The sequence below is a fragment of the Streptomyces tricolor genome (assembly GCF_002155905.1).
Classification (GTDB): Bacteria; Actinomycetota; Actinomycetes; order Streptomycetales; family Streptomycetaceae; genus Streptomyces; species Streptomyces tricolor.
Window position 1 is genome coordinate 1 of sequence record NZ_MUMF01000083.1, and the last position, 20,892, is coordinate 20,892.

At 69.8% G+C, this 20,892-nt stretch carries 26 protein-coding genes; 4 read left to right on the plus strand and 22 right to left on the minus strand.

All coding sequences use genetic code 11. The features are described 5' to 3' along the window. The 3 genes from CCN44_RS06925 to CCN44_RS06935 all read right to left on the minus strand — a co-directional run. Positions 1-991 (minus strand): NAD(P)H-hydrate epimerase (locus tag CCN44_RS06925; protein ID WP_208639722.1); only part of this gene is annotated, 991 nt, incomplete at its 3' end. 51 nt (positions 992-1,042) lie between these two features. Continuing rightward, positions 1,043-1,414 (minus strand): holo-ACP synthase, encoded by a 372-nt coding sequence (locus CCN44_RS06930; RefSeq protein ID WP_059255183.1) that lies wholly within the window; start codon positions 1,412-1,414, stop codon positions 1,043-1,045. A 10-nt stretch (positions 1,415-1,424) separates the two neighbouring features. Next, entirely contained in the window at positions 1,425-2,231 is an 807-nt protein-coding gene (locus tag CCN44_RS06935; RefSeq protein WP_143649638.1) for a hypothetical protein, read from the minus strand. Between CCN44_RS06935 and CCN44_RS06940 the strand changes: the two genes are divergently transcribed. Further along, complete coding sequence (locus tag CCN44_RS06940; protein ID WP_086697142.1) at positions 2,230-3,012, plus strand: SDR family NAD(P)-dependent oxidoreductase; 783 nt, start codon at positions 2,230-2,232, stop codon at positions 3,010-3,012. The two genes, CCN44_RS06935 and CCN44_RS06940, sit on opposite strands and share 2 nt — an antisense overlap. 367 nt (positions 3,013-3,379) lie before the next feature. Here CCN44_RS06940 and glmS read toward each other — a convergent pair whose 3' ends face one another. Continuing rightward, positions 3,380-5,227: a glutamine--fructose-6-phosphate transaminase (isomerizing) gene (glmS, locus tag CCN44_RS06945; RefSeq protein WP_059252089.1), complete on the minus strand. Its 1,848-nt coding sequence runs from the start codon at positions 5,225-5,227 to the stop codon at positions 3,380-3,382. A gap of 183 nt (positions 5,228-5,410) precedes the next feature. On the opposite strand from glmS, the gene coaA reads away from it, so the two are divergent. After that, positions 5,411-6,379 carry a type I pantothenate kinase gene (coaA, locus tag CCN44_RS06950; RefSeq protein ID WP_059252087.1) on the plus strand — a complete coding sequence of 323 codons (969 nt, stop codon included), beginning with the start codon at positions 5,411-5,413 and terminating at the stop codon, positions 6,377-6,379. Between the two features lie 32 nt (positions 6,380-6,411). Further along, positions 6,412-7,341, plus strand: coding sequence for a DUF389 domain-containing protein (locus CCN44_RS06955; RefSeq protein WP_086697153.1), 930 nt, complete (start codon positions 6,412-6,414; stop codon positions 7,339-7,341). Positions 7,342-7,439: 98 nt separating this feature from the next. Here CCN44_RS06955 and glmM read toward each other — a convergent pair whose 3' ends face one another. From glmM to rplM, 3 genes are all read right to left on the minus strand, one after another. Beyond that, complete coding sequence (glmM, locus tag CCN44_RS06960; RefSeq protein WP_059252085.1) at positions 7,440-8,798, minus strand: phosphoglucosamine mutase; 1,359 nt, start codon at positions 8,796-8,798, stop codon at positions 7,440-7,442. A gap of 143 nt (positions 8,799-8,941) precedes the next feature. After that, complete coding sequence (rpsI, locus tag CCN44_RS06965) at positions 8,942-9,454, minus strand: 30S ribosomal protein S9 (protein ID WP_003998795.1); 513 nt, start codon at positions 9,452-9,454, stop codon at positions 8,942-8,944. Between the two features lie 42 nt (positions 9,455-9,496). Further along, on the minus strand, positions 9,497-9,940 hold the full coding sequence (gene rplM, locus CCN44_RS06970) for a 50S ribosomal protein L13 (RefSeq protein WP_003998796.1): 444 nt from the start codon (positions 9,938-9,940) through the stop codon (positions 9,497-9,499). Positions 9,941-10,208: 268 nt separating this feature from the next. On the opposite strand from rplM, the gene CCN44_RS06975 reads away from it, so the two are divergent. Then, the gene (locus CCN44_RS06975; protein ID WP_059252083.1) at positions 10,209-11,084 is read left to right on the plus strand and encodes a hypothetical protein; all 876 of its coding nucleotides are present in this window, start codon (positions 10,209-10,211) and stop codon (positions 11,082-11,084) included. A 1-nt stretch (position 11,085) separates the two neighbouring features. On the opposite strand, the gene truA is transcribed toward CCN44_RS06975, so the two are convergent. From truA to rplF, 15 genes are all read right to left on the minus strand, one after another. Beyond that, the gene (truA, locus tag CCN44_RS06980; protein ID WP_086697144.1) at positions 11,086-11,940 is read right to left on the minus strand and encodes a tRNA pseudouridine(38-40) synthase TruA; all 855 of its coding nucleotides are present in this window, start codon (positions 11,938-11,940) and stop codon (positions 11,086-11,088) included. A gap of 138 nt (positions 11,941-12,078) precedes the next feature. Continuing rightward, positions 12,079-12,579, minus strand: coding sequence for a 50S ribosomal protein L17 (rplQ, locus tag CCN44_RS06985; RefSeq protein WP_086697145.1), 501 nt, complete (start codon positions 12,577-12,579; stop codon positions 12,079-12,081). A gap of 180 nt (positions 12,580-12,759) precedes the next feature. Beyond that, on the minus strand, positions 12,760-13,782 hold the full coding sequence (locus CCN44_RS06990) for a DNA-directed RNA polymerase subunit alpha (RefSeq protein WP_003966937.1): 1,023 nt from the start codon (positions 13,780-13,782) through the stop codon (positions 12,760-12,762). A 149-nt stretch (positions 13,783-13,931) separates the two neighbouring features. Further along, positions 13,932-14,336 carry a 30S ribosomal protein S11 gene (gene rpsK, locus CCN44_RS06995; protein ID WP_003956432.1) on the minus strand — a complete coding sequence of 135 codons (405 nt, stop codon included), beginning with the start codon at positions 14,334-14,336 and terminating at the stop codon, positions 13,932-13,934. A 65-nt stretch (positions 14,337-14,401) separates the two neighbouring features. Then, positions 14,402-14,782 carry a 30S ribosomal protein S13 gene (gene rpsM, locus CCN44_RS07000; RefSeq protein WP_030641206.1) on the minus strand — a complete coding sequence of 127 codons (381 nt, stop codon included), beginning with the start codon at positions 14,780-14,782 and terminating at the stop codon, positions 14,402-14,404. Positions 14,783-14,974: 192 nt separating this feature from the next. Then, positions 14,975-15,088, minus strand: a complete 114-nt coding sequence (gene rpmJ, locus CCN44_RS07005; protein ID WP_003998809.1) for a 50S ribosomal protein L36 — start codon at positions 15,086-15,088, stop codon at positions 14,975-14,977. Between the two features lie 60 nt (positions 15,089-15,148). Further along, positions 15,149-15,370, minus strand: coding sequence for a translation initiation factor IF-1 (gene infA / locus CCN44_RS07010; protein ID WP_003948620.1), 222 nt, complete (start codon positions 15,368-15,370; stop codon positions 15,149-15,151). A gap of 204 nt (positions 15,371-15,574) precedes the next feature. Next, complete coding sequence (map, locus tag CCN44_RS07015; RefSeq protein ID WP_059252077.1) at positions 15,575-16,411, minus strand: type I methionyl aminopeptidase; 837 nt, start codon at positions 16,409-16,411, stop codon at positions 15,575-15,577. 98 nt (positions 16,412-16,509) lie between these two features. Then, positions 16,510-17,172 carry an adenylate kinase gene (locus CCN44_RS07020; RefSeq protein WP_059252076.1) on the minus strand — a complete coding sequence of 221 codons (663 nt, stop codon included), beginning with the start codon at positions 17,170-17,172 and terminating at the stop codon, positions 16,510-16,512. Then, complete coding sequence (gene secY, locus CCN44_RS07025) at positions 17,172-18,485, minus strand: preprotein translocase subunit SecY (RefSeq protein ID WP_059252074.1); 1,314 nt, start codon at positions 18,483-18,485, stop codon at positions 17,172-17,174. The genes CCN44_RS07020 and secY overlap by 1 nt, the downstream gene beginning before the upstream one ends. A gap of 189 nt (positions 18,486-18,674) precedes the next feature. After that, a complete protein-coding gene (gene rplO / locus CCN44_RS07030) occupies positions 18,675-19,130 on the minus strand; it encodes a 50S ribosomal protein L15 (RefSeq protein WP_030601181.1) in 456 nt (151 codons plus the stop codon). A gap of 2 nt (positions 19,131-19,132) precedes the next feature. Next, positions 19,133-19,315, minus strand: coding sequence for a 50S ribosomal protein L30 (gene rpmD / locus CCN44_RS07035; protein ID WP_003998814.1), 183 nt, complete (start codon positions 19,313-19,315; stop codon positions 19,133-19,135). 2 nt (positions 19,316-19,317) lie between these two features. Next, positions 19,318-19,923 carry a 30S ribosomal protein S5 gene (gene rpsE / locus CCN44_RS07040; RefSeq protein ID WP_019753099.1) on the minus strand — a complete coding sequence of 202 codons (606 nt, stop codon included), beginning with the start codon at positions 19,921-19,923 and terminating at the stop codon, positions 19,318-19,320. Positions 19,924-19,959: 36 nt separating this feature from the next. Continuing rightward, positions 19,960-20,343 carry a 50S ribosomal protein L18 gene (gene rplR / locus CCN44_RS07045; protein ID WP_014674380.1) on the minus strand — a complete coding sequence of 128 codons (384 nt, stop codon included), beginning with the start codon at positions 20,341-20,343 and terminating at the stop codon, positions 19,960-19,962. A gap of 3 nt (positions 20,344-20,346) precedes the next feature. Next, complete coding sequence (gene rplF / locus CCN44_RS07050; RefSeq protein WP_059252072.1) at positions 20,347-20,886, minus strand: 50S ribosomal protein L6; 540 nt, start codon at positions 20,884-20,886, stop codon at positions 20,347-20,349. Positions 20,887-20,892: the final 6 nt, after the last annotated feature.

The following is a 20,892-nucleotide window of genomic DNA, read 5'->3' on the forward strand; positions in this document are numbered from 1 at the left end:
GCCCGTCCGCGTCCAGCAGCACCGGCACGTCCGCCGCCAGCACCTCGGCCACGGTCGCCGCGTCGTCGCCGGCCCCGGGACCGACCACCCAGGCCTGCACCCGCCCGGCCTTGGCGGGTCCGGCGTCGGAGACGAGGGTCTCCGGGAAGCGGGCGAGGACCGCCTCTCCGGCCGGCCCGACGTACCGGACGGCCCCGGCCCCGCCCCGCAGCGCGCCGGACACGGCCAGCACGGCCGCCCCCGGATACCGCGCCGACCCGGCGGCGATCCCGACGACCCCGCGCCGGTACTTGTCGCTCTCCGCCGACGGCAGCGGCAACAGCCGGGCCACGTCCGCGTGTTGCAGCGCCTCCAGCTCGGCGTCGGCGGGCGGCGGCGCCAGCCCGATGTCGACGAGCCGCACCACCCCGGCGTACTCCCGCGCGGGATCGATCAGCAGCCCCGGCTTGTAGGCGCCGAAGGTGACGGTCAGGTCGGCCCGGAGCGCGGGCGCCCGCACCTCGCCGGTGTCCGCGTCGACGCCGCTGGGCAGGTCGACGGCCACCACGGCGGCCCGGGACCGCGCCACCACCCCGGCGAGCCGCTCGGCGTCCGGCCGCAGCCCGCCCTTGCCGCCGATCCCGACGATCCCGTCCACGACCAGGTCGGCCCGCAGGATCGGTTCCTCGGCGCCGTCGGGGGCGGTCACCGTGCCGCCCGCCCGGCGCAGGGCGGCCAGCCCCGCCCCGTGGGCCCGCTCGGGCGACAGCAGGACGGCCGTCACGCCCGCGCCGCGCCGGGCCAGCCGGGCCCCCGCGTACAGGGCGTCCCCGCCGTTGTCCCCGCTGCCCACGAGCAGCACCACCCGGCTGCCGTACACCCGGCCGAGCAGCTCGGCGCAGGCGGCGGCCAGCCCGGCGGCGGCCCGCTGCATCAGCGCTCCCTCCGGCAGCCGAGCCATCAGCACCCGCTCGGCCGCCCTTACCGTCTCCACGCTGTACGCAGTACGCATGGCACCGAGTCTGCCCCGGAACCCCCACCGCCCACACCCGGCCCGGGCCGGTCAGCCCTCGGCGACCACCACGGCCGAGGCGACGCCCGCGTCATGACTGAGCGACACGTGCCAGGCCCGTACGCCCAGCTCCGCGGCGCGCGCGGCCACGGTTCCCTTCACCCGCAGCCGCGGCTGCCCGGTGTCCTCCACGTACACCTCGGCATCGGTCCAGTGCAGCCCCGGCGGCGCGCCCAGCGCCTTCGCCAGCGCCTCCTTGGCCGCGAACCGGGCCGCCAGCGAGGCGATGCCGCGCCGCTCGCCGCTGGGCAGCAGCAGCTCCCGTGTCACGAACAACCGGTCGGCGAGCCCCGGCGTCCGCTCCAGGGACGCCCGGAACCGGTCGATCTCGGCGACGTCGATGCCCACCCCGATGATGCTCATGCCGAGCACCCTACGACCCCGGTGCACCGGGATCCGGCGACACCACGTCGGCCACCCGGTCCGCGACCGCGAACTCTGTCCCGCAGTGGGTGCACGCCCCCTGCCCGAACAGGTACAACAGCCGTTCCGCGAAGGCGGGCTGGCCGTCGGCGAGCGCCCGTGTGTACAGCCGCGCGCCCGGCCCGGCCGGCAGGGCGGCGTCGGCCGGCCGCAGCGGTGTCCGTTCGGCCTCGCCGAGCGCGTAGTCGTCGGCGCAGGAGAAGAAGCCGTCGTCGCCGATCACCAGGAACAGGTTCACCCCGCAGTACGGGCACGCCACTTCGTACTCGCCCTCCGCGAGGCGCTCCAGGCACTCGTCCCAGACCGCGACCCCCTCGAAGGCGAGCGCGTCCTGCAGCAGTCCGGCGTACTCCGCCATCCCGAGCGGCGGCCGGAGGCACTCGTCGGTGAGCCGCGCCAGCTCGGCGATCGCCGCCGCGTGGGTCTCGCGCACGGCGGCCCCCGCGGCCGACCACCGGGCGCAGCGCACGATCGGGCCGGCCGCGGCGAGCACCCAGCGCCGCTCCGCGGGCGGCCGGGCGGCGGCGATCCGGGCGAGCCGGGGCAGCGCGGCGAAGCTCTCCGGGAAGGCGGTGTCGAGCATCGGGCAGAGCCGGTCCATCAGTTCCGCCCAGACGCCCGGCGGGTCGGCCGCGAACCGGTCGAGCAGCGCGGGGACGTCCGCCGCGGAACCGTACGGGGCTTCGGGTGCCGGCGAGTCCGTCATGCCCCGATCCAAGCAGACCGGCCGGCCGAGCGCGTCTACGCTTCCGGGCATGACCTCCTCCTCTGCCTATCTCTCCGACCTCTTCTCCCTGGACGGCCGCACCGCCGTGGTGACCGGGGGCAGTTCCGGCATCGGGCGGGCCATCGCCGGGGCGCTGGCGCGGGCCGGGGCGCGGGTGGTGGTCGTGGCCCGGCGGCCGGAGGAACTGGCCGCCATCGTCGCCGAGTTGACGGACGACGGCTGCCGGGCGGCCTGGGTCAGCGGCGATCTGGCGTCGCGGGACGGGGTGCGCGCGGCGGCCGAGGAGGCCGCCGCCGTCTTCGGCGAGCCCGACATCCTCGTCAACTCCGCCGGGATCAACCTCCGTCCGCCGCTGGGCGAGTTGGGCGAGGACGTGTGGGACACCACGATGGCGGTGAACCTGGAGGCGCCCTTCCTGCTGGGGCAGCGGTTCGGGCCCGGCATGGCCGAGCGGGGCTTCGGGCGGATCATCCACATCACCTCCCAGCAGGCCCACCGCGCCTTCGTGCAGAGCGGTGCCTACGGCGTCTCCAAGGGGGCACTGGAGTCCCTGGCCCGCTCCCAGGCCGAGGCCTGGTCGCCGTACGGCGTCACCTGCAACACCCTCGTGCCGGGCTTCGTGATGACCCCGCTCAACACCCGGCTGTCGGCCGACCCCGAGCGGGTGGCGGCGCTGGCCGCGCGCACGATGATCGGCCGCAACGGCCTCGCCGAGGACTTCGCGGGCGCGGCGGTGTTCCTGGCGAGCCGCGCCTCCGCCTACATCACGGGCCAGTCGATCCCCGTGGACGGCGGCTTCTCCGTGCACTGAGCGCGCCCCCGGGACCGGCCGGTTCCGCGCGCCCCGTAGTCTTCCGGCGACCGGCGCCCCGTCTCGCGCCGGAGCGCCCGTGCACGTAACGGGAGGAAACAGCAGCGACATCGAAGTCCCTGGGCATCGCGCTGACCACCGCCGTCGGCATCTGGGGCAAAGGCAGGAAGGGCACGATCTGCAACGACGGCAAGGCCTACAAGGGCGGCTCGTACAAGGCCTGCGGCAAGAAGAGCGACCTCTGGTACTACGGCGGCGAGAAGAAGACCGGCTGGGTGCCGAAGACCTGCGTCAACTGGTGAGCGCCTGACCTGCCCACCACCTTCCCAAGGGGCGAACGGCACCCGGCCGTTCGCCCCTTTTCCGCCTATTCCACCGTCACCGACTTGGCCAGGTTCCGGGGCTGGTCCACCTCGTTGCCCCGCGCCGTCGCCAGCTCGCACGCGAAGACCTGGAGCGGGACCGTGGCCACCAGCGGCTGGAGCAGCGTCGGCGTGGCCGGGATCCGGATCAGGTGGTCGGCGTACGGCACCACCGCCTCGTCGCCCTCCTCCGCGATCACGATGGTGCGCGCCCCGCGGGCCCGGATCTCCTGGATGTTGGAGACGATCTTGTCGTGGAGGACCGACCGGCCGCGCGGGGACGGGACGACGACGACCACCGGCACGTCCTCCTCGATCAGCGCGATCGGACCGTGCTTCAGCTCGCCCGCCGCGAAGCCCTCGGCGTGCATGTACGCCAGTTCCTTCAGCTTCAGCGCGCCCTCCAGGGCCACCGGGTAGCCCACGTGCCGGCCGAGGAACAGCACCGTGTTCTTCGCCGCCAGGGTCCGCGCGAGCGCCCGTACCGGCTCCATGGTCTCCAGGACCCGCTCGACCTCCTCCGAGATCCGGGACAGGTCCTTGATCACGGCCTGGATCTCGTCGCCCCACTTGGTGCCGCGCACCTGGCCCAGGTACAGGGCGACCAGGTAGCAGGCGACCAGCTGGGTCAGGAACGCCTTGGTGGAGGCGACCGCGACCTCGGGGCCCGCGTGCGTGTACAGCACCGCGTCCGACTCGCGCGGGATCGTCGAGCCGTTGGTGTTGCAGATCGCCAGCACCTTGGACCCCTGCTCACGGGCGTGCCGGAGCGCCATCAGGGTGTCCATGGTCTCGCCGGACTGGGAGATGGCGATCACCAGCGACCGCCCGTCCAGGATCGGGTCCCGGTACCGGAACTCGCTGGCCAGCTCCACCTCGCAGGGGATCCGCGTCCAGTGCTCGATGGCGTACTTGGCGATCAGGCCGGCGTGGAAGGCCGTACCGCAGGCGACGATGACGACCTTGTCGATCTCGCGCAGCTCCGAGGGGCTGATCCGCACCTCGTCCAGGGTGAGCGAGCCGGACGGGTCGATCCGGCCGAGCAGGGTGTCGGCGACCGCCTTGGGCTGCTCGGCGATCTCCTTGAGCATGAAGTAGTCGTAGCCGCCCTTCTCGGCGGCGGAGGCGTCCCAGTCCACGTGGTAGGAGCGGACCTCGGCCGGGCGGCCGTCGAAGCCCGTCACGGTGACGCCGTCGCGGCGCAGCTCCACCACCTGGTCCTGGCCCAGTTCGATCGCCGACCGGGTGTGCGCGATGAACGCGGCGACGTCGGAGGCCAGGAACGCCTCGCCCTCGCCGACCCCCACCACCAGCGGCGAGTTCCGGCGGGCGCCCACCACCACGTCCGGCTCGTCGGCGTGCACGGCGACCAGCGTGAACGCGCCCTCCAGCCGGCGGCACACCAGCCGCATCGCCTCCGCGAGGTCGGCACAGGAGGAGAACTCCTCGGCCAGCAGGTGGGCGACGACCTCCGTGTCCGTCTCGGAGTTCAGCTCATGGCCCCGCTCGGCCAGTTCCGCGCGCAGCACCGCGAAGTTCTCGATGATGCCGTTGTGCACCACCGCGACCCGGCCCGCGTTGTCCAGGTGCGGGTGCGCGTTGGCGTCCGTGGGACCGCCGTGGGTGGCCCAGCGGGTGTGGCCGATGCCGGTCGAGCCCGTCGGCAGCGGCCGGTCGACCAGCTCCTTCTCCAGGTTGACCAGCTTCCCGGCCTTCTTCGCCGCGGCCAGCCCGCCGTCCGCCAGCACGGCGACACCCGCCGAGTCGTAGCCCCGGTACTCCAGCCGCTTCAGTCCGGCCATCACGACATCGAGCGCCGACTGTGACCCTACGTATCCCACGATTCCGCACATGAGCGGCAGCCTACGGGCAGGCGACGCCCGGAAACGGCCGCCGCCTGCCCGAAATCGGAAATTCCCACCGCCGTACGAAGCCCTCCCCGGCCCGTGTCTCCGGCCGCGCTCGCGTGACGGACCCCACCCGCCGTCCCGTTCAGACTCCGTTAACAATGGACTGTGATCTCACCGGTCTCCTCGATGCCCCGGAGCGCCCACCGGCACAGGCCGGAGGCGACTCCCTACGTCGATCTCACCCGCGCCGAGTGGAGCGCGCTGCGCGACAAGACACCGCTGCCGCTCACCGCCGAGGAGGTGGAGAAGCTCCGCGGCCTCGGCGACGTCATCGACCTGGACGAGGTCCGGGACATCTACCTCCCGCTCTCCCGGCTCCTCAACCTCTACGTCGGCGCCACGGACGGCCTGAGAGGAGCGCTGAACACCTTCCTCGGCGAACAGGGCTCCCAGTCCGGCACCCCGTTCGTCATAGGCGTCGCCGGCTCGGTCGCCGTCGGCAAGTCCACGGTCGCCCGCCTGCTGCAGGCCCTGCTCTCCCGCTGGCCCGAGCACCCGCGGGTGGAACTGGTCACCACGGACGGCTTCCTGCTGCCCACCAGGGAGCTGGAAGCCCGCGGCCTGATGTCGCGGAAAGGATTCCCCGAGTCCTACGACCGCCGGGCCCTCACCCGTTTCGTCGCCGACATCAAGGCCGGCAAGGGCGAGGTGACCGCCCCCGTCTACTCCCACCTCATCTACGACATCGTCCCGGGCGAGAAGCTCACCGTCCGCCGCCCCGACATCCTCATCGTCGAGGGCCTCAACGTCCTCCAGCCCGCCCTGCCCGGCAAGGACGGCCGCACCCGGGTCGGGCTCGCCGACTACTTCGACTTCAGCGTGTACGTCGACGCGAGCGCCGAGGACATCGAGCGCTGGTACCTCAACCGCTTCAAGAAGCTGCGCCAGACGGCCTTCCAGAACCCGTCCTCGTACTTCCGCAAGTACACCCAGGTCTCCGAGGAGGAGGCCCTGGACTACGCCCGCACCCTGTGGCGGACCATCAACAAGCCCAACCTGGTCGAGAACATCGCCCCCACCCGCGGCCGGGCCACCCTGATCCTGCGCAAGGGCCCGGACCACAAGGTCCAGCGCCTGAGGCTGCGCAAGCTGTAGCCGCGCCCGCGCGATGGGCTTAGATGGGCGCCATGCTGCACCTGCGTCTGATCTCCCCGCCGGAGCGGACCGACGAGGTGGTCCGCCTGATCGAGAACACGGTCGGCACCACCCACCTCGTCGTTCTGCCGGGCACCGCCCGCAACCCCGCCGGCGACCTCGTCCTGTGCGACGTGGCCCGCGAGGCGGGCGACGAACTCATCGACGGGCTACGGCGGCTCGGTCTGGACGACACCGGCTCGATCGCCATGGAGACCATCGACCTCTCCCTGTCCCGGCGCGCCGACGAGGCCGAGGCGGAGGCGCCGGGCGAGGGCGCGGACGCGGTGCTGTGGGAGGGCCTGACCGAGGCCACCCACGAGGAGTCGACGCTGTCGGTCACCTACGTCGCCTTCATCACCCTGGCCACGATGATCGCGGCCTGCGGTGTCGTCCTGGACAACGCCGTCCTGATCGTGGGCGCGATGGCGGTGGGCCCGGAGTTCGGCCCCCTGGCCGGCATCTGCACGGCCCTGGTGCAGCGCCATCCGCGCCTGGCGCTGCGCTCCCTGACCGCGCTGCTCGTGGGGTTCGCGGTGGCGATGGCGGTGACGGTCGGCTTCAGCGTCTTCATGGACACCATCGACCTGTTCCACCGGTCCGACCTGGAAGGGGAGCGCCCCAACACGGGCTTCGTGTACGCCCCGGACGCCTTCTCGCTCATCGTGGCCGTCCTGGCCGGCATCGCCGGAACGCTCTCCCTGACCTCCGCCAAGTCGGGCGCCCTGGTGGGCGTCGCCATCTCGGTGACCACGGTCCCGGCCGCCGCCAACGCCGCGGTCGCCCTGGCCTACGGCGACACGTCCCAGACCCTGGGCTCGTCCGTCCAGCTCCTGGTGAACCTCGGAGGAATCGTCCTGGCGGGCACGCTCACGCTGCTGGCGCAGAAGTATCTCTGGAAGCGGCAACGAGAACGTGCCTAGGGGCGCGGGGCCGCACCGACATGCGGCTCCGCCGCGTGCGCGCGACACGCCACGACGGACCCGCGGCCGACAGCGCACAGTTCCCACCCCCGTGGCACTTACCCCAGCGCGGACTTGACGGCGTCGGCGAGCCGCCCGGCCACCGCCCGAGCCTGCTCGATGTCCGCGGCCTCGACCATCACCCGCACCAACGGCTCCGTACCGGACGGCCGCAGCAGCACCCGCCCGGTCGACCCCAGCTCCCTCTCCGCCTCGGCGACCGCGGCAGCGACATCCGCGGAGGTCTTCACCCGCGACTTGTCCACGTCCGGAACGTTGATGAGGACCTGCGGCAGCCGCTCCATGACCGAGGCCAGCTCCCGCAGCGTACGGCCGGTCTCCGCGACCCGCGCCGCCAGCAGCAGCCCGGTCAGCGTGCCGTCACCCGTGGTCGCGTGGTCGAGGATGATGACGTGCCCGGACTGCTCGCCGCCGAGGGCGTACCCGTGCTCCTTCATCTCCTCCAGGACGTACCGGTCACCGACCGCGGTCTGCACCAGCCGGATGCCCGCCCGCTCCATCGCCAGCTTGAAGCCGAGGTTGGACATCACGGTGGCGACCACCGTGTCCGCCCGCAGCGCGGACCGCTCCCGCATGGCCAGCGCGAGCACGGAGAGGATCTGGTCGCCGTCGACCTCCTCGCCGGTGTGGTCCACGGCCAGGCAGCGGTCGGCGTCACCGTCGTGCGCGATACCGAGGTCCGCGCCGTGCTCGACGACCGCGGCCTTCAGCTTGTCCAGGTGGGTCGAGCCGCAGCCGTCGTTGATGTTGAGGCCGTCCGGCTCGGCGCCGATCGTGACGATCTTCGCGCCCGCCCGGGCGAACGCCTCCGGCGAGACCCCCGAGGCCGCGCCGTGCGCTTCGTCCAGGACGATCTTCAGCCCGTCGAGCCGGTTGGGCAGCACCGACAGCAGGTGGGCGACGTACTGCTCGAAGCCCTCGTCGTACGACCGCACGCGCCCGACACCGGCGCCCGTCGGCCGCTCCCACGGCTCACCGTGCCGGTGCGACTCGTACACCGCCTCGATCTTGTCCTCCAGCTCGTCGGCGAGCTTGTGACCGCCGCGGGCGAAGAACTTGATGCCGTTGTCCGGCATGGCGTTGTGGCTCGCGGAGAGCATCACCCCGAGGTCGGCGCCCAGCGCGCCGGTCAGGTGCGCCACCGCCGGCGTCGGCAGCACGCCGACGCGCAGGACGTCCACGCCCGCGCTGGCCAGGCCGGCGACCACGGCCGCCTCCAGGAACTCCCCGGACGCGCGCGGGTCCCGCCCGACCACCGCTTTCGGCTTGTGGCCCTCGAAGGTGCCCGCCTCGGCCAGCACGTGCGCCGCGGCGACGGAGAGGCCGAGCGCCATCTCGGCCGTCAGATCCGCGTTGGCGACACCGCGCACGCCGTCCGTGCCGAAGAGTCGTCCCACTTGTCCTCCCGAGGAAACATGCGATCACACAAGCCTTTGAGCGTCTTGTGTCGTTATACGCCCTTGGCTGGGATAAACGAACGCCCCGGGGGCACATGTGGCGTGCCGCCGGGGCGTTCGGAGTACGAGCAGGCAGCTCTTGATTAGCGCTTGCTGTACTGCGGGGCCTTGCGGGCCTTCTTCAGACCGGCCTTCTTCCGCTCGACCGCGCGGTCGTCGCGGCGCAGGAAGCCGGCCTTCTTCAGCGGGCCGCGGTTGTTGTCGACGTCGGCCTCGTTCAGCGCACGGGCCACACCGAGACGGAGGGCACCGGCCTGACCGGAGACACCGCCACCCGCGATGCGGGCGATGACGTCGTAACGGCCCTCGAGCTCCAGGACCTTGAACGGCTCGTTGACTTCCTGCTGGTGCACCTTGTTCGGGAAGTAGTCCTCGAGGGTGCGACCGTTGATCTTCCACTTGCCGGTGCCCGGAACGATCCGGACGCGGGCGATGGCGTTCTTGCGGCGGCCCAGGCCGGCGGCCGGCTGGGGCTCACCGAAGCGCGAGGCGAGGGACTCGGAGGTGTACTCACCCTCCACCGGAACCTCGGACTCGGTGGTGTAGCTGTCGATGTCAAGCTCTTCGAGCGGCTGCTCGGCAGTGGTCTCGGCCACGATTCTCCTCAGATTCTCTTCAGTCTTAGGGGGTGGCCGGACTTACTGCGCGACCTGGGTGATCTCGTACGGCTGCGGCTGCTGCGCGCCGTGCGGGTGCTGGTCACCCTTGTAGACCTTCAGCTTCGAGAGCATCTGACGGCCCAGGGAGTTCTTGGGGAGCATGCCCTTGACGGCCTTCTCGATGGCCTTCTCGGGGTTCTTGTCGAGCAGCTCGTCGTAGCGGACGGAGCGCAGACCACCCGGGTAGCCGGAGTGGCGGTACGCCATCTTCTGGGTCCGCTTGTTGCCGGACAGGTGCACCTTGTCGGCGTTGATGATGATGACGAAGTCACCAGCGTCGACGTGCGGCGCGTAGATCGGCTTGTGCTTGCCCCGGAGGAGGGTCGCGGCAGTGGTGGCGAGACGGCCCAGGACAACGTCCTGAGCGTCGATGACGTGCCACTGGCGCGTCACATCGCCGGGCTTGGGGCTGTACGTACGCACGGTTCGTAGCCTTCGCTTCGAGTGAATGGTCCTAAACAAGGTCACCGAAACGATCACGACAGCCTTGACCCACGGCGGCGACGCAAACCGCGTGCGTGGGGTCGCTGGTCATCGGCCCGGTGGACCGGTGTAAGGGCCCGTCCCGTGAGAATGAGCAAGCCAATACACAACGAAGAAGCAGGTTACCGGGCCGCCCCCCGGCGGGTCAAAACGGGGCGGGCCGCCGGACGGCCCCCGCGCCACCGGCCCCCCGTCTAAGATGCGCCCCATGAGTTACGGGCAGGGGGGACCCCAGTCTCAATGGGATCCCTGGAAACCGCAATCGCAGCAGCCGTGGAACAGCGGATCCGACGACGGGACCCCGGACTGGGCCGCGCTCGCCGAGGCGTCGGAGAGCCGGAACAAACGCCGCAAGCTGCTGTTCATAGCCGGCGGCGCGCTGGCCACGATCGCGATAGGCACCGCGGTCGCCATGGCCGTCGTCTCCGCGAACGGCGGCGACCCCGAGGCCGGTCCCAGCAACCTGCCCGCGAGCGCCTCCCTGCCCGGCTCCGCCACCGCGACGCCGTCCTTCGCGCCCACCAGCGCCCCGCCGCCGCTGGACCCCAAGGACTTCATCTCCAGCGCCAAGAAGGACACCGCGCCGCTCAGCCCCGACACCCTGTTCCCGGACAAGCAGCTGCCCGTGGACGGCACGGTGTACAAGAAGGGCCCGACGGCCGACACCACCAGCTGCGCCACCGCCGCCGGCGGCACCCTGCCCAAGATCCTCACCGCCAACGGCTGCACCCGCCTGATGCGCACCACCTACACCGACGGCGGCATCGCGGTCACCGTCGGTGTCGCCGTCTTCGACACCGCGGCCCAGGCCACGAAGGCCAAGGCCCAGACCGACGACCGCAGCATCGTGCGCTCGCTGTTCGGCAAGGGCGTCAAGCCGTTCTGCGACGGCGCTTTCTGCCGTTCGACCCGGAACGCCTACGGCCGCTACGCCTACTTCACGATCTCCGGCTTCACCAGCGGCAAGGACGTCACCACCAAGGACACCAAGGTCTTCCGCGCCGGCAACGACCTGGCCCAGTTCGCCGCGAACCAGATCCACCGCCGCGGTCAGACCCAGGCCTCCGCGGCGGCGAACCAGTAGCTCAGCAGCACCCCGCCGACGGCAGCGAGCGCTTGTTGCGGGCCTCCTTGTTCCGGGCCGCCAGCAGCTCGTCGGCGGGGTAGCCGACCTCCTCCAGGGTCAGCCCGTGCGGCCGTACGACATGGACGGCGGAGTCCCGCACCCCCGCGGCCAGCACCTTCCCGGGCCACTCCGGCCGCCGGTGCCCGTCCCCCACGAACAGCAGCGCGCCGATCAGCGACCGCACCATGTTGTGGCAGAACGCGTCGGCCCGGACGGTGGCGGTGATGATCCCGTCGTCGCCGCGGACCAGGCTCAGTTCCTGCAGCGTGCGGATGGTGGTCGCCCCCTCCCGCTTCTTGCAGTAGGCGGCGAAGTCGTGCTCCCCGAGCAGCGCCCGGGCGGCCTCGTTCATCGCGTCCACGTCGAGCGGCCAGTCGTGCCAGAGGACGTGGCCCCGCAGCAGGGGGTCCACTCCGCCCGGGTTGTCGGTGACCCGGTAGGCGTACCGCCGCCAGACCGCCGAGAAGCGCGCGTTGAAGCCGCTGGGCGCCTCCCGCAGGGCCCACACCCGGACATCCTTCGGCAGCCGTCCGGCGAGCCGCTTGAGCAGCTTCTCGTGGTGCTCACGCCACACGCCCTCGGGCAGGTCCACGTGCGCCACCTGCCCGCGCGCGTGCACCCCGGCGTCGGTCCGCCCGGCCACCGTCAGTTCATAGGTCTCCCGGGACCGGGTCACCGTCCGCAGGGCGTCCTCGATCTCCCCCTGCACGGTCCGCCTGCCGCCGGCCTGCTTGGCCCAGCCGTGGAAGCCGGTGCCGTCGTAGGAAAGATCGAGCCGGAGCCGGACATGCCCGGGTGCTACTTCGTCACTCACGTACAGATCCTCTCAGGAACACAAGAGCGGACCCGCTCCTCGAAAGGAACGGGTCCGCAACGCCCTAAGGGGCGCGGGGAACCGCGCGACACGCCACGGCGAAGCCGCGGCCGCCGTCGCGGGCCCCCGGCAGAACGCTTACGCGTCCTTCGACTCCTCGGCGGGAGCCTCGGCGGCCTCGGTCTCCTCGACCTTGGTCTCCTCGGCCTTGGCCTCGTCGGCCTCCTTGACCGCACGCTTGGTGGCGGCCTCGGCCTCGCCCACGGCCTTCTGCTGCACCGTCAGCGCCTCGACCAGCTCGATGACGGCCATGGGCGCGTTGTCGCCACGGCGGTTACCGATCTTGGTGATGCGGGTGTAGCCACCGGGACGGTTCTCGTAGCGCGGGCCGATCTCGGTGAAGAGCGTGTGGACGATGCTCTTGTCCGTGATCACCTGAAGCACCTGGCGGCGGTTGTGAAGGTCACCCTTCTTCGCCTTGGTGATCAGACGCTCGGCGTACGGGCGCAGGCGGCGGGCCTTCGCCTCGGTGGTGGTGATACGGCCGTGCTCGAAGAGGCTCTTCGCCAGGTTCGCGAGGAGGAGCTTCTCGTGCGCGGCGCTGCCGCCCAGACGGGCACCCTTGGTGGGCTTCGGCATGTGTTTCTCCTAGGTGTCTGCCCCGGCCGTGTCAGGTACCGGGGTCAGTATCTGAGCAGACGGTTGTCTGTCAGAGATCCGGGAGCCGCCCCGAAGGGGCGCTCCCGGAAGGGGCGCGGGGAACTGCGCGATCAGGCACAGCGCACCCGCACCCGAGTACGGACCGTCCGGCCCGAGCTCTCAGTACTGCTCGGTCTCGACGAACCCGGCGTCCGCGTCGTCGTCGGCGCCGAAGGCGTCGGCAGCGGCCGTGGGGTCGAATCCGGGCGGGCTGTCCTTGAGGGCCAGGCCCATGCCGGCCAGCTTCGCCTTGACCTCGTCGATGGACTTCGCACCGAAGTTGCGGATGTCCAGCAGGTCGGCCTCGGAGCGCGCGACCAGCTCACCCACGGAGTGGATGCCCTCACGCTTGAGGCAGTTGTAGGAGCGGACCGTCAGCTCCAGCTCCTCGATCGGCAGCGCGAGGTCGGCGGCGAGCGCGGCGTCCGTCGGGGACGGACCCATGTCGATGCCCTCGGCGTCGATGTTCAGCTCGCGGGCGAGACCGAACAGCTCGACCAGCGTCTTACCGGCGGAGGCCATGGCGTCACGCGGACGCATCGCCTGCTTGGTCTCGACGTCGACGATCAGCTTGTCGAAGTCGGTGCGCTGCTCGACACGCGTGGCCTCGACCTTGTACGTGACCTTGAGCACCGGCGAGTAGATCGAGTCGACCGGGATACGGCCGATCTCCTGACCCACCTGCTTGTTCTGCACGGCGGAGACGTAGCCGCGACCGCGCTCGACGGTCAGCTCCATCTCCAGCTTGCCCTTGCCGTTGAGCGTGGCGAGGACGAGGTCGGGGTTGTGCACCTCGACACCGGCCGGCGGCGCGATGTCGGCGGCGGTGACCAGACCCGGGCCCTGCTTGCGCAGGTACATCACGACCGGCTCGTCGTGCTCCGAGGAGACGACCAACTGCTTGATGTTGAGGATCAGGTCGGTGACGTCCTCCTTGACGCCCGGCACGGTGGTGAACTCGTGCAGGACGCCGTCGATCCGGATGCTCGTGACGGCGGCACCGGGGATCGAGGACAGGAGGGTACGGCGGAGGGAGTTGCCGAGGGTGTAGCCGAAGCCCGGCTCCAGCGGCTCGATCACGAACCGGGAGCGGAACTCGTCGACGACCTCTTCGGTCAACGAGGGACGCTGAGCGATCAGCATGTGTGGATCAGATCCTTCTTTCGTGGACGCCCGCTATTTGACGTCCGACGGAAACCGCACCCGTGAGAAGTGCGGGTACTGCAAGGGTACGGGCGGCACGACCCGAAAGAGCCGTACCGCCCGGAAACCCAGCCAGTCGAAGGCGTGCGTCAGACGCGACGACGCTTCGGCGGACGGCAGCCGTTGTGCGGGGTCGGGGTGACGTCCTGGATGGAGCCGACCTCAAGGCCCGTGGCCTGCAGGGAGCGGATCGCGGTCTCACGACCGGAGCCCGGGCCCTTGACGAACACGTCGACCTTGCGCATGCCGTGCTCCTGGGCGCGACGGGCAGCCGACTCGGCGGCCATCTGCGCGGCGAACGGCGTGGACTTCCGGGAGCCCTTGAAGCCGACGTGGCCGGCGGAGGCCCAGGAGATCACGTTGCCGGACGGGTCCGTGATCGAGACGATCGTGTTGTTGAACGTGCTCTTGATGTGCGCGTGGCCGTGAGCGACGTTCTTCTTTTCCTTGCGGCGCACCTTCTTGGCAGCGCCCTGACGTCCCTTGGGGGGCATCTACTAACTCCTACGGGAGGTGGTCGGTCCTACAGCGAAGACCGTGGACAGGTGTCCGCTGCGGACTACTTCTTGCCCGGCTTCTTCTTGCCGGCGATGGCGCGACGCGGGCCCTTGCGGGTGCGAGCGTTGGTGCTGGTGCGCTGACCGCGGACGGGCAGACCGCGACGGTGACGGAGACCCTGGTAGGTGCCGATCTCGACCTTGCGGCGGATGTCGGCCTGGATCTCGCGACGGAGGTCACCCTCGGTCTTGATGTTGTTGTCGACGTACTCGCGGATCGCGACCAGCTGCTCTTCGGTCAGGTCACGAACGCGGGTGTTCGGGTCGACGCCGGTCGCAGCCAGCGTCTCCTTCGAGAGGGTCCGGCCGATGCCGAACACGTAGGTGAGCGCGATCTCCACGCGCTTGTCGCGCGGGATGTCGACACCGGAAACGCGTGCCATTCAATGGCTCCTGGTGAATCTTCGGAGGTCTTCCACAGAACCGGCTCCCGGCCGCCGTACCAGGTACGAACCGGGTCCCCGGCCTCCGAACCGGGGGTGTCGAGCTGGATGGCTCGGGCTCTGCGTATGAACATATTCAGCTCGCGTCGCGCGAAACTCTGCGATAGAGGTGCAGAGGGTGATGGTCGTGCGTCAGCCCTGGCGCTGCTTGTGGCGCGGGTTCTCGCAGATGACCATGACCCGGCCGTGACGGCGGATCACCCTGCACTTGTCGCAGATCTTCTTGACGCTCGGCTTGACCTTCATGGGGTGAGGTTCTCCGGGTCAGTGCCATCGCACCGGGCGGGCCCGGGGCGCGGGCAAGATCTACTTGTACCGGTAGACGATCCGGCCACGCGTCAGGTCGTACGGAGACAGCTCCACCACGACCCGGTCGTCAGGGAGGATGCGGATGTAGTGCATACGCATCTTGCCGCTGATGTGTGCCAGGACCTGGTGGCCGTTCTGGAGCTCGACCTTGAACATGGCGTTCGGCAGAGACTCGACGACAGTGCCCTCGATCTCGATGGCACCTTGCTTCTTGGCCACGCTTCGCCCTTCGAATCGACTACCTTGATCGACTCTGCCGTGCACCGATCGTGAGCATGCAGGCATGCGGGTGCACAAGAGCCGACGAGTCAGTCTACGTCGGCGCACCCGGAAAGGCGAATCGAGGAAGTCTGCCCCACGGCGGTGATCCCTAAGCGAGGGGGCCGGGCGCGGCCGACCGGCGGCCGTCGGCCGGCCCCGTCGTCAGGCGAGCGGGTCCGGCGCGGCGGTGATGCCGTACTCGGCGAGCTTCGCCTTGCCGCCGTCGGGGGCCGTGAGGACCAGGGGGCCCTCCGGGGTCAGGGCCACCGAGTGTTCCCAGTGGGAGGACCAGGTGCCGTCGGTGGTGATGACCGTCCAGTCGTCGGAGAGGACCTCGGTCTTCGGGGTGCCCAGGGACACCATCGGCTCGATGGCCAGGCAGAAGCCGGGGACCAGCTTGGGGCCCTTGCCGCGGCGGCGGTCGACGTAGTTCAGCAGGTGCGGGTCCATGTGCATCTCGGTGCCGATGCCGTGGCCGCCGTAGTCCTCGATGATCCCGTACCGGCCGCCGCCCGGCTTGGGCTGGCGGCGGATGTACGTCTCGATCGCCCGGGAGATGTCGACCAGGCGGTTGCCCAGCTTCATGGCCGCGATGCCGGCCCACATCGACTCCTCGGTGACCCGGGACAGCTCGACCAGCTCCGGGGCGTGCCCCGAGCCGACGAAGGCCGTGTAGGCCGCGTCGCCGTGCCAGCCGTCGACGATCGCGCCGCAGTCGATGGAGATGATGTCGCCGTCCTTGAGGACGACGTCGTCGGAGGGGATGCCGTGGACGACGACGTCGTTCACGGAGGTGCAGATGGTGGCCGGGAAGCCGCCGTAGCCCAGGAAGTTCGACTTCGCGCCGTGCTCGGCGAGGACCTTGCGGGCCACCTCGTCCAGGTCCTTGGTGGTGGCACCCGGCACCGCGGCCTCGCGCGTGGCCGCGTGGATGGCGGCTACGACCAGGCCCGCCGCCCGCATCTTCGCGATCTGCTCGGGGGTCTTGATCTGCACCATGGGGGCCTGCGCTCTCCGTCACTCACGTCGACTGGGGTACCTGTACAACAGTACGGCCGCGGCGCCCGGGAGGGCACCGCGGCCGGAAGGCTCCGGATCTACTTCCCGGCCTTCTCGCGCTTGAGGGCCTCCAGGGCCCGCTGCGTGATCTCGTCCACCGGGCCCAGGGACGAGATCGTCACGACCAGGCCCTGCGCCTTGTAGTAGTCGATGATCGGCTCGGTCTGGGTGTGGTAGACCTCCAGCCGCTTGCGGACGGTCTCCTCGGAGTCGTCGTCGCGCTGGTACAGCTCGCCGCCGCAGACGTCGCAGACGCCCTCCTGCTTCGGCGCGCTGTACGTCACGTGGAAGACGTGGGAGGAGTCGTTGCGGCAGATGCGCCGGCCGGCGATCCGCTTGACGACCTCCTCCTCGGGGACCTCCAGGTCCAGCACGGCGTCCAGCGTGATGCCCTCGGTCCGCAGCAGCTGGTCCAGCGCCTCCGCCTGCGAGACGTTGCGCGGGAAGCCGTCCAGCAGGAAGCCGTTCTCCGCGTCGGGCTGCTCCATGCGGTCCTTGGCCATCGCGATGGTCACCTCGTCCGGGACGAGGTTGCCGGCGTCCATGTAGGACTTCGCGAGCTTGCCCAGCTCGGTCTGCTGGCTGATGTTGGCCCGGAACAGGTCGCCCGTGGAGATGTGCGGGATGGCCAGCTTCTCTGCGAGCCGGACGGCTTGCGTTCCCTTACCGGCACCCGGCGGCCCGACGAGGACGATACGCATCAGCGGAGGAACCCTTCGTAATTGCGCTGCTGGAGCTGGCTCTCGATCTGCTTCACCGTCTCGAGGCCGACACCCACGATGATCAGGATGCTGGTCCCGCCGAAGGGGAAGTCCTGGCTTGCCCCAAAGCCCACCAACGCCATTGTCGGTACGAGAGCGATCAGACCCAGATACAGCGAACCCGGCCAGGTGATCCGGTTGAGCACGTAGCTCAGGTACTCAGCGGTCGGTCGGCCAGCCCGGATGCCCGGGATGAAGCCACCATACTTCTTCATGTTGTCGGCTACTTCCTCGGGGTTGAAGGAGATAGCGACGTAGAAGAACGCGAAGAAAACGATGAGCAAGAAGTACGAAGTGATGTAAATCGGGTGGTCGCCCTTGGTGAGGTTCTGCTCGATCCAGGTCTTCCAGCCCGACTTGCCCCCCGAGAACTGCGCGATCAGCGCGGGGATGTAGAGCAGCGAAGAGGCGAAGATGACGGGGATCACACCCGCCTGGTTCACCTTGAGCGGGATGTACGTGGACGTACCGCCGTAGGAGCGGCGCCCGATCATGCGCTTGGCGTACTGCACCGGGATGCGGCGCTGGGCCTGCTCGACGAAGACGACGAGCCCGACCATGACCAGGCCCACCGCGATGACGGTGCCGAACTCGATCCAGCCGCCGGCCAGCGTGCCCTGCTTCTTGATGGCCCACAGCGCGGTCGGGAAGGTCGCGGCGATCGAGATGAACATCAGGATCGACATGCCGTTGCCGATGCCGCGGTCGGTGATCAGCTCACCGAGCCACATCACGACGGCCGTGCCCGCGGTCATGCAGATGACCATGGTGATCGTGGTGAAGATCGCCTGGTCCGGGACGATGCTCGTGGCGACCGAGCAGCCGTTGAAGAGGGCGCCGCTGCGGGCGGTGGCGACCAGGCCGGTGCCCTGCAGAATGGCGAGCGCCACGGTGAGGTAGCGGGTGTACTGCGTGATCTTCGCCGTGCCGGCCTGGCCCTCCTTCTTCAGGGCTTCCAGGCGCGGGATGACCACGGTCAGCAGCTGAAGGATGATGCTGGCCGTGATGTAGGGCATGATGCCGAGCGCGAAGACCGTGATCTGCAGCAGCGCACCACCGCTGAACATGTTCACGAGACCGAACAGGCCCTGGTTGGCCCCCGCCTCGTTCACACAGGTCTGGACTGCCTTGTAGTTCACGCCGGGGATCGGTACGTGGGTACCGACCCGGTAGACCACGATGATGCCCAGCGTGAAGAGCAGCTTCTTGCGCAGGTCGGGCGTCTTGAACGCCCGGGCGAACGCGGTGAGCACGGTGCCTCCTGCGACCCCCGCGCAACTGCGTCAAGGGTGACGGTCTGAGGTTCGACGAATACGAAAAAGAACAGTGCAGGCCACCTTACCGGCGACACTGCCCCCCTAGGAACGACCAACCGGGGATACCTCATTGTGAGGTATCCCCGGTCGGGATCGTTTACGTCATCGACGCGTCGCCTGAGGGAATCAGACGAGCTCGGTGACCGTGCCGCCGGCGGCGGTGATCTTCTCCTTGGCGGAGCCGGAGACGGCGTCGACCGTCACCTGCAGCGCCACGGAGATCTCGCCCTGGCCGAGGACCTTGACGAGGCTGTTCTTGCGAACGGCGCCCTTGGCCACGAGCGACTCGACGGTGACCTCGCCACCCTCGGGGTACAGCGCGGCCAGCTTGTCGAGGTTCACGACCTGGTACTCGGTCTTGAACGGGTTCTTGAAGCCCTTCAGCTTCGGGAGGCGCATGTGCAGCGGCATCTGGCCACCCTCGAAGCGCTCCGGAACCTGGTAGCGGGCCTTGGTGCCCTTGGTACCACGACCGGCCGTCTTACCCTTCGACGCCTCACCACGACCGACACGGGTCTTGGCGGTCTTGGCGCCGGGGGCCGGACGGAGGTTGTGGATCTTGAGCGGGTTGTTCTCCGCCATGATCAGTCGACCTCCTCGACCGTCACGAGGTGGCGGACGGTGTGCACCATGCCGCGGAACTCGGGGCGGTCCTCCTTGACGACCACGGTGTTGATCCCCTTGAGACCAAGCGACCGAAGGGTGTCACGGTGGTTCTGCTTGCTGCCGATGTAGGACTTGACCTGCGTGATCTTGAGCTGCGCCATGATTACGCACCCGCCCCGGCACGCGCACGGAGAAGAGCCGCGGGGGCGACGTCCTCGAGCGGCAGACCGCGGCGGGCCGCGATCTCCTCGGGACGCTGCAGGCCCTTGAGGGCCTCCACGGTCGCGTGCACGATGTTGATCGCGTTGTCGGAGCCGAGCGACTTCGACAGCACGTCGTGGATACCGGCGCACTCCAGGACGGCACGCACGGGACCACCGGCGATCACACCGGTACCCGGCGAAGCCGGCTTGAGGAGAACGACACCGGCGGCCTTCTCACCCTGGATGGGGTGAGGGATGGTGCCCTGGATCCGGGGGACCTTGAAGAAGTGCTTCTTGGCCTCCTCAACACCCTTGGCGATGGCGGCCGGCACCTCCTTGGCCTTGCCGTAACCGACACCCACGGTGCCGTCACCGTCGCCCACCACGACCAGCGCGGTGAAGCTGAAGCGACGACCACCCTTCACAACCTTGGCGACGCGGTTGATCGCGACGACGCGCTCAACGTACGCGGTCTTCTCGGCGGCAGCAGCGCCGCCGTCACGGCCCTTCCGGTCCCGCCGCTCGCCGCCACCGGCACCGCTTCCGCGGCGCTGGGGTCCAGCCATTGGATTACCTCTCTCTTTCCGCTAGCTACAAGCGGCTCAGAACTTGAGCCCGGCTTCGCGGGCGGCGTCCGCCAGGGCGGCGATGCGCCCGGCGTACTGGTTGCCACCACGGTCGAACACGACGGCCTCGACACCGGCGGCCTTGGCACGCTCGGCGACCAGGGCGCCGACCTGCTTGGCCTGCGCGGACTTGTCCGCCTCGCCGCCACGGATCGACGCGTCCAGGGTGGACGCCGACGCCAGGGTGTGGCCCTTCAGGTCGTCGATCACCTGCGCCACGATGTGGCGGTTGGAGCGGGTCACGACCAGACGGGGGCGCTCCGCCGTACCGGAGATCCGCTTGCGGATCCGGATGTGACGGCGCTTGATCGCGGCGCGCTTGTAGGCGTCGCCCTTGAGGATCTTCTGCCCGTATGCCATGGCTTACTTACCCGCCTTTCCGACCTTGCGGCGGATGACTTCGCCCTCGTACTTGACGCCCTTGGCCTTGTACGGGTCGGGCTTGCGCAGCTTGCGGATGTTGGCCGCAACCTCGCCGACCTTCTGCTTGTCGATGCCCTCGACCGAGAAACGGGTCGGGGACTCCACCTTGAAGGTGATGCCCTCGGGGGCCTCGACGAGGATCGGGTGGCTGTAACCGAGAGCGAACTCCAGGTTCGAACCCTTGGCGGTCACTCGGTAACCGACACCGCTGATCTCGAGCTTCTTCACGTAACCCTGGGTCACGCCGGTGATCATGTTCGCCACCAGCGTGCGGGAGAGGCCGTGCAGGGCCTTGCTCTGACGCTCGTCGTTCGGGCGGGTCACCTGAAGGGTGCCGTCCTCGCCCTTAGCGATGTCGATCGGCGCGGCAACGGTGTGGGTCAGCGAGCCCTTGGGGCCCTTGACCGAAACCGTACGGCCGTCGATGGTGACGTCCACGCCGGCGGGAACCGCGATGGGGAGCTTGCCGATGCGCGACATAGCTGT